Raw genomic sequence first — 19,477 nt, forward strand, 5'->3', positions numbered from 1 at the left:
TTATATATAATATTATCAATAATATTTGTAATAAGCAATAGGGAGGCTCTTATGGATTTACTAAACCCAATGTGGGCAGAAATTAATATAGATAATTTAATATTTAATATAAATCAAATTAAAATGAAAGCTAAAAATAGTGAGATAATTGGCGTTGTTAAAGCAAATGCTTATGGGCATGGAGCTATAGAAATATCCAAAATTTTAATTAATAACGGAATTAAAAAATTAGCTGTTGCTAATGTAGTGGAAGGGATAGAACTTAGAGAAAATGGAATTAATACCAATATTATGTTACTTGGCTTAAGTACAAATATTTCAATCCCTTCCATATTAAAATATAATCTTGAACCAACAGTTTCATCTTATGAATTTGCTTATGCGCTTAATGATGAAGCAAAGAAGTTAAATAAAACTATTAATATTCATATTGCTATAGATTCAGGTATGGGAAGAATTGGCTTTAGGAATAAAGATGAATCTATTGAAGAGATAGAAAAAATCTTTCTTCTTAGCAATATAAAAGTCGAAAGTATATTTAGTCACTTTTCTACAGCTGATGCAAAAGATAAAAGCTACTCTTATGAACAAATGAATATTTATAATAAAATTTTAAATGATTTAGAAGCAAGAAACATTAAGCTTCCAAAGAAAAATTTATCTAATAGTGCTGCAATAATTGATTTAGAAGAGACTCACTTTAACTATATTAGACCTGGAATAATTTTATATGGATATTATCCTTCTAATGAAGTTAGAAAAGATAATTTTGAAATAAGACCAGTTTTAACTTGGAAAACTAAAGTTATATATATTAAAGAAGTTGAAGAAAATCAATATATAGGATATAACAAAAGCTATAAAACTTCTAAAAAAACTAAGATTGCTACAATTCCTGTAGGCTATGCTGATGGTTATTCTAGAGGACTTTCAAATAAAGGAAAGGTAATAATTAATGGTAAATTTGCTCCAATAATAGGAAATATCTGCATGGATCAATTTATGGTAGATGTAACTGATATAGATGATATAAAACTAGAAGATGAAGTAATACTATTAGGAGCAGCTGGAGATATAAAGTTTGATGCCGATGACATGGCAAAACTTCTTAATACAATTAGCTATGAAATTCTTTGCTTAATTGGAAGGAGAGCTCCAAGAATTTACTTAAAAAATTCAAATACCGTGGACATAAAATATCAAATGTAGATTATATAAATTTATAAAATTAAAGGTCTATGTGAGTTTTAATTTACATAGACCTTTATTTCATATTAACTATTTTAAAAGCTAAACTATTTTAACATTATAAATTTCTAACCAATAATTAATTTGTATTAAATATGCTATCATTTGCGGACCAGTCATAAGCTGACCAAACCATGGTTTCTTATATGCTTTTCCTCTTGTATCTACTATTTCTTGTACTTTTTTCTTATTAATTATATTTAATATTGGTGAATTTTTATCAGCTAAAATTTCATTCATTGTTTTGCATACAATTTCAGTATATACTGGATTATAAGTCTTTGGATATGGACTCTTTTTTCTATATATTATTTCATTAGGCAATATTCCTTCCAATGCTTTTCTTAATAATCCTTTTTCTCTTCCGTTTAATAGTTTAATATTATTAGGAATATTAAATGCATACTCTACTATCTTATAATCAGCAAAAGGTACCCTAACTTCCAAACTATTTGCCATACTCATTCTATCTTTTCTATTTAAAAGATTAACCATAAACCATCTTAAATTCAAGTAAAAAAGTTCCCTCATTCTTGCATCTTCCTTACTTTCGCCCAAAAGCTTAGGAACTTCCTTAATAGTGTCATCATAAGCTGCCTTTGCTAATTCTTCTATTTTTAAATTCTTTAAGCTATCATTTAATATTTCCTTTCTTTCTTTTATATTCCTAGACCATGGAAAAATATCAGCATTTATCATATCCTTATTAGTAAACCAAGGATATCCGCCAAATATTTCATCTGCACATTCTCCAGATAAGGCTACAACAAAATCCTTCTTAACTTCTTCGCAGAAAAGATACAAAGAAGAATCTATATCTGCCATTCCAGGAAGATCCCTTCCTATTACTGCTTCCTTTAAAGAATTAACTAACTCTCCATGATTTAGTATAACTTCCCTATGGTCACTTCCTATATATTTAGCCATTAACCTTGCATAATCTCTATCAGAAGTCGGTTGAAATAAGGATGATTTAAAATATTTTTCATTATCTTCATATTCTATTGAATAAGTTGTTAATATCTTCCCCTTTTCTTTATAATCTTTAGCAACAATTGCTGCTATAGCTGAGGAATCTAATCCTCCTGATAAAAAACTACATAAAGGTACATCAGACACGGTTTGTCTTTTAACCGCATCAAAAACAAGATGTCTAATCTTTTCTACTGCCTCTATTTCTGTATCTTTAAATTCTTCTGCTACAAGTTCCCAATACATATCTTTACTTATACCATCTTCAGATACAATAACGTATTCCCCCGGTTTAACTTCTTCTATATTTTTATATACAGATCTTCCAGGTAATACTGCTGGTCCCAATGCGAATAATTCTGCTAATCCATCCTTATCAACAATTGGCTCAATATAAGGATGCTTAAATAAAGCTTTGATTTCAGAGGCAAATATAAAGGTTTTATTTACATTTGAATAAAATAAAGGCTTAACCCCCATGGCATCTCTTGCTAAAACTACTCTTTTTTCTTTTTCATCGTATATTGCAAAAGCAAATATTCCATTAAACTTTCTTATAGCATCTATTCCCCATCTTATATAAGACATTAGTAGTACTTCTGTATCTGAATATCCTTCAAAAGAAAATCCATAGTCTAACAATTCTTTTCTTAAGTCTTCTGTATTATATAACTCACCATTATAAACAAGGACATATTTTTTACCATTAAGAATTTTTATCATAGGCTGTTTACCGCCATCAGGATCTACAACAATCAGTCTTCTATGGCCAAACATAATATTATTTGAAATATACATTCCCTCTTCATTTGGGCCTCTAGATTTCAATGTATCCATCATTCCATTAAGAATATTATCTTCATTGCTAATATTTTTCTTAAAATTTATAAATCCTGTTATTCCACACATACTTTTATCCTTCTTTCTTTTTGCTTATTATATACAGTTATATGTTAGGCAATTTACAATAGTTCTCTTTTAAAATAAAAAAGAGTTATTTTACAAATTATTTGTAAAATAACTCAAATTATTAATTATACTACAGAACAAACTTTTCTATTGCTTTAGCCACTCCATCTTCATCATTAGTATCAGTAATATAATCTGCTATTTCTTTTATTGATTCAAAGGCATTTCCCATTGCTATTCCTAAACCAGCATATTCTATCATATGTCTGTCATTTTCAGCATCTCCTAAAGTTATAATTTCTTCTCTTTTTATTCCTAAATGTTTAGCAAGAAGCTGTACTCCTAAGCCCTTATTTACATTCTTATTTAAGAACTCTAAGAAAAATGGTGTACTCATAACTACAGTATATTTTTCAAATACTTCTTTAGGTAATTTTTCATAAGCTGGTCCTAATATTTCAGGCTCATCTATAAACATTACCTTAACAACATTATCTTGATCATTAATTCTACTAAAATCATCTATTTTAATATCTATATTATTTATATCTGCTTCAACTTGAGTATATTTACTATTCCTAGGTGTTACTAGTCCTTGATTTTCTACAAAAGCATGAATATTAACTTCTAATTCTTTGCTTAATCCATGCAAATAATGCAAGTCTTTCCCTTTTATGGTTACCTTTGAAATTGCTTCTTTACTTTTTGTTTTCTGTACTAAAGCTCCATTATAACTCAATACATAATCTTTATCAGTTAACATTTCAAGTTCTTCTAAAGTTTTTCTTACTCCTTCAATTGGTCTTCCAGTAGCTAAAACTACTGTTACTCCTTTTTCTCTTGCTTTTTTTATTGCACTTTTTGTTCTATCAGATATTGTTTTATCACTTCTTAATAATGTCCCATCCATATCTATTGCTACTAATTTATACATTGTTATTCCTCCATTTATAAACTAACAAAATTCATTATATCACAAGGTATTTTACATATAAATTTATTTTCACTTATAGCTTAATTATTTAATATATCACTTTCATGACTTTTATTAAAATTTAATAAAAATTCAATAAAATCATTTTTATTAATAACTTTGCTTATATAGTATCCTTGTATTTTATCACAACCTATAGATTTTAATAATTCCATTTCATTTTTCTTCTCAACACCTTCACAAATTACATCTAAACCTAAGCTATGAGAAAGATTAATCAAAGTATCTATTATTGAAAAAGTTCTTTTATCCTCTTCTATACTAAAAATTAAACTTCTGTCTATTTTTAAGGTATCTAAAGGTAGTGTTTTAATGTGATTGAATGAAGAATATCCAACCCCAAAGTCATCTAATGAAATTCCAAATCCTAATTTCTTTAATTCCTTTAAAACATTTGCTGTAAATTCACTATCATCTATTGTTTCGTCTTCTGTAATCTCAAATCTAAGAAAATCTGGAGCTATTCCTTCTTCTTCAACTATTTTAATTATTTTAGATAGAAAATAAGATTGCTTTAATAAAGCATGAGAAATATTTACAGATACAATAAAACTACTTTCTCCCTTTTCTCTAATCTTTTTGCAGAATCTTGCTGCATCTCTTATTACAATTTCATCAATAAGTAGTATGTCTCCATTCTTCTTAGCAATTGGAATAAATTTATTAGGTGGAATTATTTCTTCATCACTTATCCATCTTATTAATGCCTCTGCCGATACTATTTTATCATTATTTACATCATATATAGGTTGATAATAAACTTCTAGTTCATTATTTTTTATAGCATTACTTAATCTTGCAGCTATATAAACATTTTCTAACATATCAGGAGAAAAAACTCTAATTTTATTACCTCCAGCTCTTTTTCCCTCATACATAGAAATATCAGCATATTTTAAAAGAGTTTCTGCATCCGTTGCATGTTGAGGATAATAACTTATTCCTATACTTGCCTCAGTATTAAAGGAATATCTATTTATTTTTATAGTTTCATTAAGCATTCTAGATATACTTAATGAAAATTTTTCTATTTCTTCATCAATGTTTTTTCCTTTTCTTACTACTATGAACTCATCTCCGCCTAATCTCCCTACATTTATTTCCTCTGAATATATATTTTTTAACTTGTTAGAAATTATCTTTAAAACTTCGTCTCCAGTACTATGACCTAAAGTATCATTTATGCTTTTAAAATTATCTAAATCTAAAAAATATACACTAAACTCTTCTTTTTCACTTACAAGCTTATTTAAATATTCTATTAAATTATGCCTATTTAATAAACCAGTTAAATTATCAAAAGTAGCAATATAACTCATTTTTTCTGCATATTTTTTTATCTCAGTTACATTATTTACTATTATTGAAAAATAACCTTCTCTAAGGGAATATACAGATATTACTCCCCATTTTTCTTTTATAATCCTGATTTCCTTAGCTATACACTCTGATTTAAATTCTTTAACTCTCTTTAACATTTCAAAGATTTGATCTTTGTATATAGAAAAATCCTTATATACCTCTGATAGCTTTCTATTTATAAGTTCTTCCTTAGTGGTATCTAGAAGTTCTGCTCCTGCATAATTTACATCTTTAATAATTCCATCAATATACTCTCCATTTTTATCCTCAATTGCTTTTAAGTAAAAAAATGAATTTGTCATTGCATTTAAAATGTTAATATAGTCGCTTTCTCTTTGGAAAATATTATTTTCTAGATCTTCTAACTTTTCTTCAATTTCTTTTATATCATAAAATATTTCTTCTAATTCATCTGTTTTAATAATTTTATCTTCATATACTTCTGTACTATCATTATACTTTTTTAAATAGCCTTTTAAATTAATTATTGCTTTTGAAATTAGGTCTACTCTATTAATAATTTTATCTTTAATATATAAATAAGTTAAAGAAACTAAAAAAATTATAGATAAAATTATAATTGCTATTATTAAAATTAAATTATTGGCATATAAATAATTATTTAATAAAAGGGCTATTGTAATTAAAAAGCATACTGTAAGAGTTAAATATAATAAAAATGTAATAAATTTTTTTAAAGCTGTCATATTTTGTTTTCACCATCCCATTAATAAAAGACCTTGTCTAATTATACGCTTTTTTGTCTATAAACTTCAAGAAGTTCAGCCTTATAAAAATTAATAAAAAAGAATGTTATAACTTTTTCATCACTTGTCATAACATTCATTATATTTACCGTTAATTTAATATATTAGAATTTATAAAATATTGTTACTAAATTATCTATTTTTAGCTAGGCTTATCTTTACAGTTTTGCCTTTTAATTTTATTTCCTTATATTTCTCGAGTAAAATTTTTCCTTTTCCATTTAAAATATCAACATAAGAATGCCCATCTTGTATATCAATAATCCCAATATCCTTACCATTAAGAATATCTAAATTGCTCAAGGCTCCTAAAATATCTATATTTCTAATTTTCTTCTTTTTGCCTGCTGATAAATATATTTTTGTAACTTCTTTATGTACATCTTTTTTGCTTATAATTTTATTTTCATATAATGATTTTTGATTTTCATAGAATTTTTTTCTTCCTTCTATCATTTCTTCATAAGATGGCAAACTAATTTTATCTATTTTATAACCAATATACTCTTCTATATCTTCAAAAAATCTTTTTTCTCTATTACCAACTAAAGAAATTGCTAATCCTTCCTTTTCCCCTCTTCCACTTCTTCCTATTCTATGAACATAGCTTTCCTTTTCCATTGGAATATCATAATTATATACATTGGTAATGTGATTTATATGTATTCCCCTTGCTGCTATATCTGTAGCTACTAATACCTTAAATTCTCTATTTTTAAAGCTTTCCATAGTTTTTAATCTATCTTTTTGATCCATATCCCCATGAAGCTCATGCACTTTTATCTTCTCTCTTTTTAAATTATTAAAAAGATTTTTTACTGTTTCCTTAGTATTACAAAATATTATTGCTGATTCATCTGTATATCTATAAAGAAGCTTTAAGAGAATTTTAAATTTATCATCTTTATCTACATTTATATATTTTTCTTTTATTTTATCTCTATTAAAAACCTTAGATTTTACGGAAATTATTTCTGGAGTTTTCATATAATTAGTATATAACTTTTCTATTTCTTCCGGAATTGTAGCTGAAAATAAATAAGTATTTTTGATATTAGGCAGCATTTTTAATATTTCAGAAATTTGATCTATAAACCCCATACTTAACATTTTATCCGCTTCATCAATAACGACATATTCTATAAAATCAGGATTTAAATTTCCTCTTTCTATGTGATCTGCTACTCTTCCAGGAGTTCCAGAAATAATGTGAACACGCTGCTTTAACTCTAAAACTTGTTCTTTAAAGGATTGTTTTCCAAAAATAGCAGCTACTCTTATCTTTTTTAATCGCCCAATATTTGATATATCCTCCTTTACTTGCAGAGCTAATTCTCTTGTAGGAACTAACACAAGACCTTTTACTTTATTTTCATTACTGTCAATAAGTTCACATAACGGAATTCCAAAACTTGCAGTTTTACCACTTCCAGTCTGAGATTTTACAACTAAATCCTTTCCTGCTAAAAACTTTGGTATTATTTCTTTTTGAACTTCAGAAGCTTCCTCAAAACCTAAATTTTTTAAAGCTTTTAAGATTTCAGGAGCTAAAGTCATATTTTCAAATTTATTCATAAATATTTCCTGCCTTCTTTACAAAATCATAATATTATTCTTCCCCATTATATGTTCATAATTCACTTCATATTATAATGTAAAATGTACAATATAGAATATACAATCATTCTACATTGTACATTAAAGTATTTCTTTATATAGAAAATTGACAATTATATAAAGTAATTGCCAAAAGCATAACCAGCATAAATTAATATCGTATTCCAAATTGTAACACCTATTACTGAATAAATAGAACATTTTAATAAATTCATTCTAAATATTCCTGCTACAAAAGGTATCAAAGTTCTTGCAACAGGTATAATTCTTGCAATTAAAATTCCTTTATAGCCATAGTTTTCAATATAATGGAAGGCTTTATCTATAGGTTTACGGCTTTTAGGAAATTTATTATAAATCTTAGTTAAAATTGGTCTTCCAAACCAATATGATATCCCAAATAAAATGTAACTCGCTAATTCTCCTGCAATTATTGAAATTACTATTGCCAAAACAATATTTATATTAAACTTTGAAACAGCTATACCAACAGCTGGCATCACAATGGCTGCTCCTAATCCAGGAAAATTTAAATATTCTAAAAATATGATTATAAATAAAAATACTAATCCATAATTTGAAATGTAATCTATTATTATTTGTATATTATTCATTGTAGTACACCTCAATATTGCAACTTATGAGGATTATTATAATTTTTATTTCTTAAAATAAATTATTTATTTTCTTTTAGAAATCTTAATCTTTTCTTAATTTTATTTAGTTAAATAAGCAACTAGAAGTTTTATTGTATTTTCTAATCCCTCATAATGAGTTCTTTCCATTCCATGAGAAGCATGAACTCCTGGACCTATAAGAGCTCCTCTTATATCATTTCCTCCTCTTAAAGCTGCTCCAACATCTGAACCATACATTGGATAAATATCTATAGCATATTTTATATTATTTTCTTTTGCTAAATTCACCAAATCTGTTACCATATTGTAATCATATGGTCCGCCAGAATCCTTGGCACAAATTGATACATCATACTCTGTGCAAGTTAAATCCTCTCCAATACAGCCCATATCTACAGCTATCATTTCAGTTATGTCTTGAGGGATATAGGAAGCGCCATGACCTACTTCTTCATAAGTTGAAATAAATATCTTTGTTTTATATCTAGGAGTTATTTTTTCTCTGCTAAATAACTCTAATAAGCCCATTAAAGCAGCAACACTGCCCTTATCATCTATAAATCTTGACTTTATGAATCCACTTTCAGTAATAGTGGTTTTTGGATCTATAAAAATAAAATCCCCTGGACATATTCCTAAAGCTTCTACATCTTTTTTAGATAATACCTTTTCATCTATTCTTACTTCCATATTTTCAGGATTACGTTTCTTATCCTTTGCATCTTCATAAACATGAGCAGCAGGACTTGTACTTAAAAATGTTCCTGTATAAATCTTACCATCTCTTGTTCTTATTTTACAGTATTCGCTATCTAAAGTTGCTGGTATTGGACCTCCTAATAATGTGAATTTTAAAGTACCATTACTTGTTATTGATCTAACCATAGCTCCTAAAGTGTCTACATGAGCAGCCAGACCAATAACCTTGCCTTCCTCTTGACCTTCTACAGTTATTATTCCACAGCCCTTGTTAGTTCTTTCAAACTTATAACCAAAACCTACTGCTATTTCTTCAATAAATTTCATAATATCAAAGCAAAAGCCTGTTGGACTATCAAATTCTAATATTCTTTTTGCCGTATCTAACACATAATCTTTATTAATTTCAAACTTCATATTCTTCTCCTTTTCTTTAATTTTCTAAGTCAATTCTACCACTATATACTTATTATTTCTATAATATCAACATTGTATTTATGACATTTATAAAAATAAACTACAATAAATTATCCAAATAATTTCCTTTAAAAGGGGCAGGATAATAAATATTAAAAAATGACTATATCAAAATTAAGAATGAATTTGATATAGTCATTTTTTAATAAATAGTATTAGCATATATCAGCAATATTATTATAAGTGACTTCTATTAACAACTAATAACTAAATAAATCCTAATAAAGCTAAAACTTCTTCTGCAATTTTTCTTTCTTTCCCTTCATATGGATAACAGTGAATATGAATAGCAGGATTGAAGTTTAATTCAATAATTGCATATCTTGAATTTTTATCCCTATAATCTTCTATTATCATATCTACTCCACAAATTGCAGCTCCAACAGCTTTTGCACTTTCTATAGCTATCTTCTTAAATTTTTCAGGCATTAAATCTGTATAGTCAATACTGTCTCCACCTGTACTTATATTAGAATTTTCTCTAAGATAAACTATTTCATTATTATTAGGAACATAATTAATAGTCATTCCCTTTTCTCTTAAAAACATTTTAACATCTTCATCTAATTCTATCTTTTCTAGTGGCTTTTTGTAGCCTTTTCCTCTTAAAGGGTTTAAATTTTTAATTTCAACTAATTCTTGAATAGTATTCTTTGCATTTCCTACTACATTAGCTGGTACCCTATGAAGTATTCCGTGAACCTTATCTCCTATTACTAAAAATCTATATTCTTTTCCATTTATAAATTCTTCTACTAAAACTGTAGTATCATGTTTAAAGGCTCTTTCTAATGCATTAATTATTGTTTCTTCACTTACTTTATCCTTAAATACTGATACTCCAATACCAAAATTAGTTGACTTTGGTTTTATAACTACTGCTTCATTTTTGAATTCATTTAGATTTTCAATTGCTTCTTCTAATGAATAAAATTCAAAGCCCTTTGGAACTTTTATATTATTCTTCTCTAAAACTTTTTTAGTTACAGTTTTATTTTCCATCATAAGGACTGTTACATAATTATCCTTTGAAGTTTTAGTGGCCTGCTTTATATATTCAGTATGATTATCCTTTGTTAAGGCTATAAAATTCTCAGTTCTATCTATTAGTTCAACTTTTATGCCTCTTTTTATAGCTTCTTTCATTAATATTTGAGTTGAAAGCTCCAAATCTTCATATCCCTCTAATTTATATCTATTAACAAAAGCATCATCCCTATATTTTTTAGATAAATTCATATGACCTTCTATAAAGCCTTCTTTTTTAACTATCTCTGATATTCTAGCTGCATAAATTAAGGATGGATTCTTTACCTTTAATATCATATTATCTATGATTTCATCTTTTTCTATAGAAAGAACTTTAAGAATTTCTTTCATTTCCTCTAATATTTCAATTGCCCATTTATCTTTAGAAATTTCTTCTCCATCTTTTAATAAAACTATATCCTTTTGTCCATATAAAGCAATAATATTTTGATTATTTTGAGCTTCTTCCTGCCAATTTTCAAAATCACTTTCCTCTTTAATTAATAAATATAATAAAAATAATACAATAAAGTTTAAATCTTCTCTAGATATTCCTGTTTTATCAAAAGGATTTATATCTATGCTTCTCATTTCTAGATAATTAATTCCTTTTTCCAAAAGAGAATCCAAGAAATTATCATTATCATAAGCTTTTAATCTAATTTGTGTATATAATTCTTTATGACTGTCAATAACTTTATCATTTATAAACTTTTTAACACTATTTACATATTCCTTTACAGAATTATAATTTGGATATAAATCTATTGGATTTTTATAACCACATTCACTATTTCTATAAGAAACAGCTCCTTCATTGCTAAAACTTCCTTCATTTACTTTATCTAATTTAATTACACACTTATTTCCAAAGGATTCATGCATTACTGCAGTGCCTCCTAATAAGTAGATAATCAGCCATCTATATCTTAAATAGTTTCTCACTACTTTTAAGTATATATCATTTCTAAATTCTATATATTCTTTATTAAAGCCACTGACTTTATATAAATCTTTAATTAAGTTCTCATTGAAAGAAAAATTAAAGTGAATTCCAGAAATTAATTGTTTTTTTCCTCCATATTTCTTTAATAAATGTTTTCTATAGTTACTTGCTTTTTCTCCTTTATAAGCATCTTCTATATCATATTGAGCCAAAGGTATTTTTTTCTCTTCCGGTATATTACAAGGCATTGACTGAGGCCAAAGATATTCATTGTTTAATTCTAAAACTGTCATATCATAAAGGGCACTTAAAAAATTATAGGCTTCATCAACCGTGCTTAATGGAGGAGTTATAAGTTCTATTTGACTTTCTGAAAAATCAGTTGTTATATAAGGATTTGAAATTTTACTTCCAAAAGCCTTTGGATGCATTGTTAAAGCCAAATCTCCCTCTGGAGTTACTCTTAATGTTTCTCGTTCAATACCAAAACTTCCTTTTAATAATTTTTCTTTATAATTAAGAATTTTAATTAATTCTAACATTTTTGTATTTCCTCCATATTTTAAGTTCATATTTCATATAATGTAATTCCTTTCATTAATAATTAAAAATATTTTTACTACATATATTCAATTTTAAACAATAATTATTATGAAAATTAATTAAAAAAATAAGTTCATTAATTTGTTTATTATTCTTTCCCCTTTATTAAAATATCCAAGGCCACAAATACTTTTAATCTACAGTATATGAAATATATTATATGCAAATGATAAAAAGCATCTGCTATAATACTTTATTAATATACTTCTTTATTTACATCTACCTTACAATAATTATACTCATTTAAAAATTATTTTTATTAATATTATTGTTAGTTAATATATAATTAAAAAATCTTTTAACATTACAACAAGTTTCTTCATTTAAACTATAATAAGTTACGGTTTTATCTTTTCTATATTTAACAAGATTACAGTCTATTAAAACCTTCATATGATGTGATAAAGTAGGCTGGGTAAAATTAAACTCTTCAAGGAGCCTGCCTGCACATTTTTCACCAGTAGAAAGTATTCTAATAATTTTAGCCCTATTTATTTCCCCAATTGCTTTAAATATTTTTATATTCTTTTCAAAATCTTTAATAATATCTCCTCCTTATATAGATAATCATCTATATATGACATATTTAAATATAGATGATTACCTATATTTAGTCAATATATTAAAACTTATAAAAATTAAACTCCAAGCAGGAAGCAATAAAGCTCTCTACTTAGAGTTTTTTCATATCTTACGGCCTGTAATTTAACTTCCCCACTAATACTTATTACTTAAATATTGACGGAGCTCTTCTGTAGTTAATTGAGGATTATCTATCAACAAATTTGCAACTTCTCCTGTAACATATGCACAGGAAAAGGAAGTTCCATCAACACGATACATATTACCGTCATTTCCAATCACTTTAATATCTGTCCCTTTAACTAACACATCAACCCTGTTATTTTTTTGTGAAAATTCAGCTATATCTCCATTAATATCTAAAGAACCTACTGATATAACAGTATCATATCCTGCAGGATAATATATTTCTTCATTTCCATCATTCCCAGCACTTGAAATAACTACTACTCTTTTCTCTTCAGCATATTCTACCGCTGCTCTTAAATTTTCTATATCTTCAAGTACTCCTGAACTTATATTAATTATTTTACAGTTATATTTATCAATGGCATCTCTTATTGCTTGAGCTGCTAAAGAAGGAGTATTTTTCATCTCTTTACCATATTCATTAATCCCACTACAAACTAAAGGAATAAGATTTACTTTTTTTGACTTTCCCTTTATTTTTCCATCTTTAGAACCAACTATAAGACTAGATACCATTGTTCCATGACCATCTGGATCCTCAGTATTATCTGAACGAAGTACATAATTCCATCCATCTAAAACAGTATTTTTTCTTAACACTTCTTTATTTATTCCTGTATCTATTACAGCAATTCTAATTAAATCAGTATTATTTTTACAAGCTGTAAATAGATTTAATAGTATAAAAATTAATATAAATACTCTCAATTTCTTCATAAGTTCCTCCTTATAGAAGGAAAAGCCATGGATATTTCTACCCAGGCTTATTATCCTTTATTCAAAACTTACTGTAATAATTTTTGTCCATTTTGAAGTTTCATTAGTTGCAGAACGTTCTGGGAACTTAAGAGTTACTTCAATATTAGTACTTGTAACACCATCATTTTCCATAACTTCTTTTAAATTAGCTAAATTTATAGAAATGCTGTTAATTGTATAATCTAAATATTGATTATATTTATCTTTATCAGCTTCTATATACATTGATGGCGCATCATAGTGATCATAAGCATCATATGCATATTCTATATAACTATTTTCTCCATCAATAATTACTACTGGTAATGCATATTGATCTCTAACCTTTCCATTATACGTAAAAGTATAAACTTCGGCTAAATTTTCATTGTTTAAATTAATATTGGTTAGAATTCCATCTTCTCCTGTTGAACTGAAATTTCCAACTTCCTCAATTACTCTTTGGAAACCAGTAACATCATATATAATATTTTGATCACTATTAAACTTCTTATTTACATCAATTTGACTAGCTCTTATTCTTTGATCATTATATTCAACTAAAGGTTTTAAGTTTTCACATCCCCATCCTTGGCCAACAAGATGATCAAATTCTAATCTATACTTGCTAATCATCCAAGGATCATAATTTCCCCAACCTTTAATTGTGTAATAATCATCATCACCCTTTTCAAAATCATTTCCATTTCCGGTAAGCTTAGTTCTACTACTCCAATTTCCATCATAGAAACCATATGTTCCATGAATTGCTCTATCTGTTCCATCAAAAGTCTTTATTTGTATTCTTGGTTCCCACTTTGTATTTCCAGTAATAGAACCTGTAATTGCTGTTGCTACATTGCTTCCAATAGCAGGGGCTGCAAGATAATTTTCCCTCTCTGTTACACGAACAAAAACATAATAATTTGAACCAGACTTAAGATTCATAAAGCTTCTTGATTCTTGCCATCCTTCTGTAGGAATACTGCCTGAAGTTGAAATAGCATACTCTACTGTTCCATCTCCCTTATATATGTCTCTTGGTAATTCCGTTGCAAGAAGGTTCACCTTATATACATCTTTTACAGTTGGCGTCCAGCCTGAAATAGTTCTGCTGGACTTGCTAATTTCAAATACACTTGTAAACACTGCATCAAACTTTTGATAATCATTGCATTCATCTCTTACAAGACGAACATCGTAAATACCAGCACCATGAGCTGTGTCACTCCAATCTGTATCAATATTTTGACGCTTATACATTACTTTAAAGTCCTCAATACCTTCTGCTGAATAACTAATTTCAGGATATTTATCTTCAGCAAAGACAGAGTCTTCTGCACTAATAGTTATCATATCCTTCGTAATAATATCCTTTAAAATCCATTGAGCATAAAGTTTTTGATCTTTATCTAATTTAACAATAGTATCAGATGTAATTACTGTTCCACCTGCTCTTTCTGTAAACCAACCATTAAATCTATAGTTTTCACGGATTGGAGTTGGTAATTCACCATAAACTTCATCATATCTTACTAATTTTGAAGCTTCATTTTCATTTACGCTTCCTTCATTTCCATCAAAGTTTACTGTAAAAGATAAACTACTCCATTTTGCATAAAGAGTTAAATCATTTGAAGGCATTTTATCAAAGATATAAGGAATTTGTAAATTTTTATCTGAATACCAGCCTTCAAAACTATAACCTGTTCTCTTTGGTTGAGTTGGTTCAGTAATAACTGATCCTTCTGCAACAATCTGCTCAGCTATTTCACTTCCACCATTAGTAACGTAACTAATTTTATGTTTTGGTACTGATTTAATTTCACTATTTACTTCATAGCTTGCATCTCCAGTTACCAATCCAAGTTTAGGTGTTATACCTGTAATAATTACTGTATTAGGTGCTACTAGACTATCTAATTCTTCTTGACTTACTAGTTCCAATGGAGATGGGGCTTGACTTCCCTTTTTAACAGTTATCTTTTTATCCTCTAAATTAAGGCCTGGGAACTTATAAGTTATTGTTGCAGCATTATTTACATACTCTGCTTTAACGGCATATCCTTGACTTAAAAGATTTGCAAAGGATTTATCAATTATCTGTGTTAAATCACGTTTCTTATCAGCTTCTACTAAACTTGTAATCCCTTTATATTTTGTAAAGTTAGGTGCTATATTTGTACCTGTATCTTTTAATGAAGAGAAATCAAATCTTTCTCCAAAATGTGCTGATAATTCAACATTAGTTTTTGAACCATCTGAATTTTCTATATCATTTATTGTAATAGTATATTTTTTAGCTTTTGCTTCAATATAATAAGTTTCATCCTTATAAATAGATAAATCTTTTATCTTCATATCTCCATAACTTGGAGTCTTCTCATATTTATATTCATAATTACTTATTAAGCTCTCTTAATTTATCTTCTTCTGGTAAATCAAAAAGTTCATTCTTTCTAACACGCTTGCTCCAAATTGTTTCATATCCTGTTTCTTGAGAACCTACTTTTAAAGTAGCTAAATAAGTTTCATTTAGTTCTGCATCAGAAAGGTTTGTCCAAACAATTGGTACTACTATTTTTATTCCATGTTTTGAGAAAGTTAAACTATCTGGTATCCAATTAATTGTAAGCTCAGCTTCTAAGTACCTTGCATCTTCTGGTACATTTACTGTAATTTCGCCATTTTCATTTATACTAAAATTACTATTACTTATGCTATATGTGAATTTTTCTTCTGGGTAAATATCTTGTCCACGTGCCCCTTCACAAAGATCCATATAAGCCATAGTATAATATGTTTCTGGTAAATCCATAGTGTAACCATTACTTGCATCATTATCTTCGTCTATTATTCTTAAGACTTCATCACTTTCAATATCATAAGCAAAATCATAAACGTTATTTTTAACTCCTGCTGTTAGCAGAGGCCACTTCTTATCAACAAGGGTTGGCTGCCATTCATATAAACCAAATAGCACTTGTGCTTTAAAGTTTACTTCTAAATATAAGCCAAACTCTAAATATATAGCTCCCATCATTTTTTCATCTTTATAGACTATAGTGTTATTTGCTGGGCGATTCTGTGAATATTCATAGATAAAATATCCCCAAAGCTCTAAATAAGGTCCGAATTCTGCAGCTGCCCCTATACTTGCAAGTTTTGTAGAACCAATTCCAAAAGCAAATTCTACTTCAACTCCCATTTTTAATCCTAATTGTCCCATAATATAAAATTGGAAGCCGAATTTTTCATCTAATAAGTCTCTCTCAGATGATCCGCTCTTTTTATTTTTTAAATCAATCCATAAACTGTAGCGTTTACCAACTACATATTCCATATTAGCTCCAATTGCTAAATTTAGATTACCTTTTACTACAAAATTTGTTCCTAATTTAACTGCAAAGATATAAACCATTATATCTTTATCTATTATCTCTTTATTAACAAGCTCAATCCTGTCACTTTCAGTTTCAAGCATCTCACTATATCTATCCATTAAATCTGAAAGGCCTGCATCAATTTCATCATCCGACAAATGAAGTAATTCCCTTAATTGTTTAGATGCAGCTGTTTCGTCTAATTTCTCTCTGATTTCTAAGTATTCTTCATAGCTGACTTTATTTCCATCAAAAATAATTTCTGCTGATTCCCATGCATTCTTTGCATCATTGTAATAAGAGTCAAACAGCGTTTTATCCTCATCACTAAGTTCTGACATTTTTTCTTCAAGCTCAGAAATTTTATCTATAATTTCTGAATACTTGTCCATACCTTTGATGCCCTTTAATTTTTCCCAAAAACTCTTTTCTTCTTTTTCTACTGTATAAAGTTTTACATCAACAGATACAGCTGAATAACTCTTTAAATCTATATCAGTACTTACCCATAGTTCTTTCAAATATGGTATAATTACTTTCCAGCCTATTTTGCAATCACCATTAATCTTTAAACCAACAGATAATTCTTCTGCAAAGGAAGCTTTCAATACAATTTTCAATTCACCAGAATCTTGTACATCAACACTAAATTCTCCTTCTAATTGAATAGCAAATCTTATACCATCATTAAAATAAGTAGAACTTTTATCTAAAGTTACAGTAACCTTAATGTCATCTTCTCCAAAAGTCATTCCTCTCATTAACTTTAATTCTTCTGGAGATAATGGATTACCTTCACTATCAGTTACTGAATATTCTGCTAGGCCTGCCATAGCTGCATAACTTTGTGTATGGCTTGTTGCTTCTGCAAGATAATTAAGAGCATCTTTTGCCCAGCCACTTTCTATAACTTCTTTTTGAACCTGCATTTCCAATTCTTCTGTATCTATATTTTCTAGCAGAACATCTCCTGGTACATCTTGTTCTAAATAAAGATTAAGAGCTTTCTGCATTGCTTCTGCCATAGCTTCTTTAGTAGTCTTTGTAAAAGTTAATTCATCTCCATCTACTTTAGTAACTAAACCATAATATACTTCTGTATCATATGAAATATCATTAAAATCACAGGTATAAAATACTACATAATCACCTACAGAAAACTTTGGTTCTTCAATATTTGACTGCATGCTATTCCATGCATTTACATCATATTCTAAAGCTTTTACTGTTCCAGTTTCTTCAGTTGGAAGTACTTCCACCTTAAATGGAAGTGTATCTGGAAGTAATAATATTTCATCAATATTATCATTATCCAAAGCAGTGAATTTAATTGTGTCACCTTGTACATCTATAACTTTTACATATACTGCTTCATCATCATAATAAGTGTTATTTACATAATCACGATCTTTTGGATGTACATTTTCATAAATACAAAGAACTTCATCTTTTTCAAATTCAAGATCATTATTACTATATTTAAAGGTACCTACAACTGATTCATTGGCATTTTCTCTATCAGCCTCATTTCTTAAAGCTTCTGCTGTTAATACATCGTATGTGATACCGCCAATAGTATAGTTAATTTCCTCTGTATCTTTAATAAATTTTACATCTCCTTGAATTTCTGTCTCATTTACTTCTTCTTTAAATATACTAAAGGAAGCACTTCTAACAGATTCTTCTTTTCCAACAAAGTTATATCCTTCTGCAAGTTCAATATTATATGTCGCCCCCCTTTCAAATCCCTCAGGTGCACTTACCTTATATGTTCCATCCCCATCATCTACTATTGATAATGCAGGAACTTGTTTACCATTATTTGAGGTAACAATAATAGCTTCCTCTGAAGATAATTGTGCTAACTCTGTTCTAACAATATGGAAACTAATATTAGGTTCTTGATCTATTAATGCAAATGAGCTCGGTGTATATTCTTGTTTTACTTCAATTGGTTCGTATCCACTATATACAGTGATATTTCTTTCTATTGGATCATCATAATAAAATACTTCTGTTCCATTACTATCTAAATACCATCCCTTAAATATTTGATTATCTCTTCCTAAAGGATCCGGAAGGCTTCCGCCTCCAAGAACTTCTCCATTTTTAACTGTCCTTCTTGCAACAACTCTATCCCCATCTTTAAAAGTAACAGTGTATATATCATCCTCTTCAGATGGTTCTACATTTTTAGGGATAGCTTCTGATACAACATTATTTTTTGTATCTGTCTTTGTATCTTCTGCAAAAACAGTCTTTGGAATTAGCCCACAAAAAATACAAATACAAAGAATCATACTAATTATTCGATTTCTCATAGC

Annotated in this window: 12 protein-coding genes; 1 reads left to right on the plus strand and 11 read right to left on the minus strand. The window is 27.9% G+C overall.

The genetic code is table 11. The features are described 5' to 3' along the window. The first annotated feature begins 51 nt into the window (after positions 1 to 51). Entirely contained in the window at positions 52 to 1,209 is a 1,158-nt protein-coding gene (gene alr, locus BEN51_RS09655) for an alanine racemase (RefSeq protein ID WP_119865859.1), read from the plus strand. 81 nt (positions 1,210 to 1,290) lie between these two features. On the opposite strand, the gene asnB is transcribed toward alr, so the two are convergent. The 11 genes from asnB to BEN51_RS09710 form a co-directional block, all read right to left on the minus strand. Then, on the minus strand, positions 1,291 to 3,129 hold the full coding sequence (gene asnB, locus BEN51_RS09660) for an asparagine synthase (glutamine-hydrolyzing) (protein ID WP_119865860.1): 1,839 nt from the start codon (positions 3,127 to 3,129) through the stop codon (positions 1,291 to 1,293). Positions 3,130 to 3,259: 130 nt separating this feature from the next. After that, positions 3,260 to 4,063 (minus strand): sugar-phosphatase, encoded by an 804-nt coding sequence (yidA, locus tag BEN51_RS09665; protein WP_119865861.1) that lies wholly within the window; start codon positions 4,061 to 4,063, stop codon positions 3,260 to 3,262. 80 nt (positions 4,064 to 4,143) lie between these two features. Continuing rightward, on the minus strand, positions 4,144 to 6,192 hold the full coding sequence (locus tag BEN51_RS09670) for a bifunctional diguanylate cyclase/phosphodiesterase (RefSeq protein WP_119865862.1): 2,049 nt from the start codon (positions 6,190 to 6,192) through the stop codon (positions 4,144 to 4,146). Between the two features lie 192 nt (positions 6,193 to 6,384). Further along, the gene (locus tag BEN51_RS09675; protein ID WP_119865863.1) at positions 6,385 to 7,827 is read right to left on the minus strand and encodes a DEAD/DEAH box helicase; all 1,443 of its coding nucleotides are present in this window, start codon (positions 7,825 to 7,827) and stop codon (positions 6,385 to 6,387) included. Positions 7,828 to 7,982: 155 nt separating this feature from the next. Then, entirely contained in the window at positions 7,983 to 8,483 is a 501-nt protein-coding gene (locus tag BEN51_RS09680) for a DedA family protein (protein ID WP_119865864.1), read from the minus strand. A 102-nt stretch (positions 8,484 to 8,585) separates the two neighbouring features. After that, entirely contained in the window at positions 8,586 to 9,623 is a 1,038-nt protein-coding gene (locus BEN51_RS09685; RefSeq protein ID WP_119865865.1) for a M42 family metallopeptidase, read from the minus strand. A gap of 267 nt (positions 9,624 to 9,890) precedes the next feature. Then, positions 9,891 to 12,200 (minus strand): bifunctional glutamate--cysteine ligase GshA/glutathione synthetase GshB, encoded by a 2,310-nt coding sequence (gene gshAB / locus BEN51_RS09690; protein ID WP_119865866.1) that lies wholly within the window; start codon positions 12,198 to 12,200, stop codon positions 9,891 to 9,893. Between the two features lie 304 nt (positions 12,201 to 12,504). Continuing rightward, positions 12,505 to 12,807, minus strand: coding sequence for an ArsR/SmtB family transcription factor (locus tag BEN51_RS09695; protein ID WP_119865867.1), 303 nt, complete (start codon positions 12,805 to 12,807; stop codon positions 12,505 to 12,507). A 171-nt stretch (positions 12,808 to 12,978) separates the two neighbouring features. Further along, entirely contained in the window at positions 12,979 to 13,749 is a 771-nt protein-coding gene (locus BEN51_RS09700) for a S8 family peptidase (RefSeq protein ID WP_119865868.1), read from the minus strand. A gap of 57 nt (positions 13,750 to 13,806) precedes the next feature. Next, entirely contained in the window at positions 13,807 to 16,131 is a 2,325-nt protein-coding gene (locus BEN51_RS09705) for an InlB B-repeat-containing protein (protein ID WP_119865869.1), read from the minus strand. A 40-nt stretch (positions 16,132 to 16,171) separates the two neighbouring features. Further along, positions 16,172 to 19,474: an InlB B-repeat-containing protein gene (locus BEN51_RS09710; protein ID WP_119865870.1), complete on the minus strand. Its 3,303-nt coding sequence runs from the start codon at positions 19,472 to 19,474 to the stop codon at positions 16,172 to 16,174. Between the last annotated feature and the right edge of the window lie 3 nt (positions 19,475 to 19,477).

It is taken from the genome of Clostridium isatidis (assembly GCF_002285495.1).
Taxonomy (GTDB): domain Bacteria; phylum Bacillota; class Clostridia; order Clostridiales; family Clostridiaceae; genus Clostridium; species Clostridium isatidis.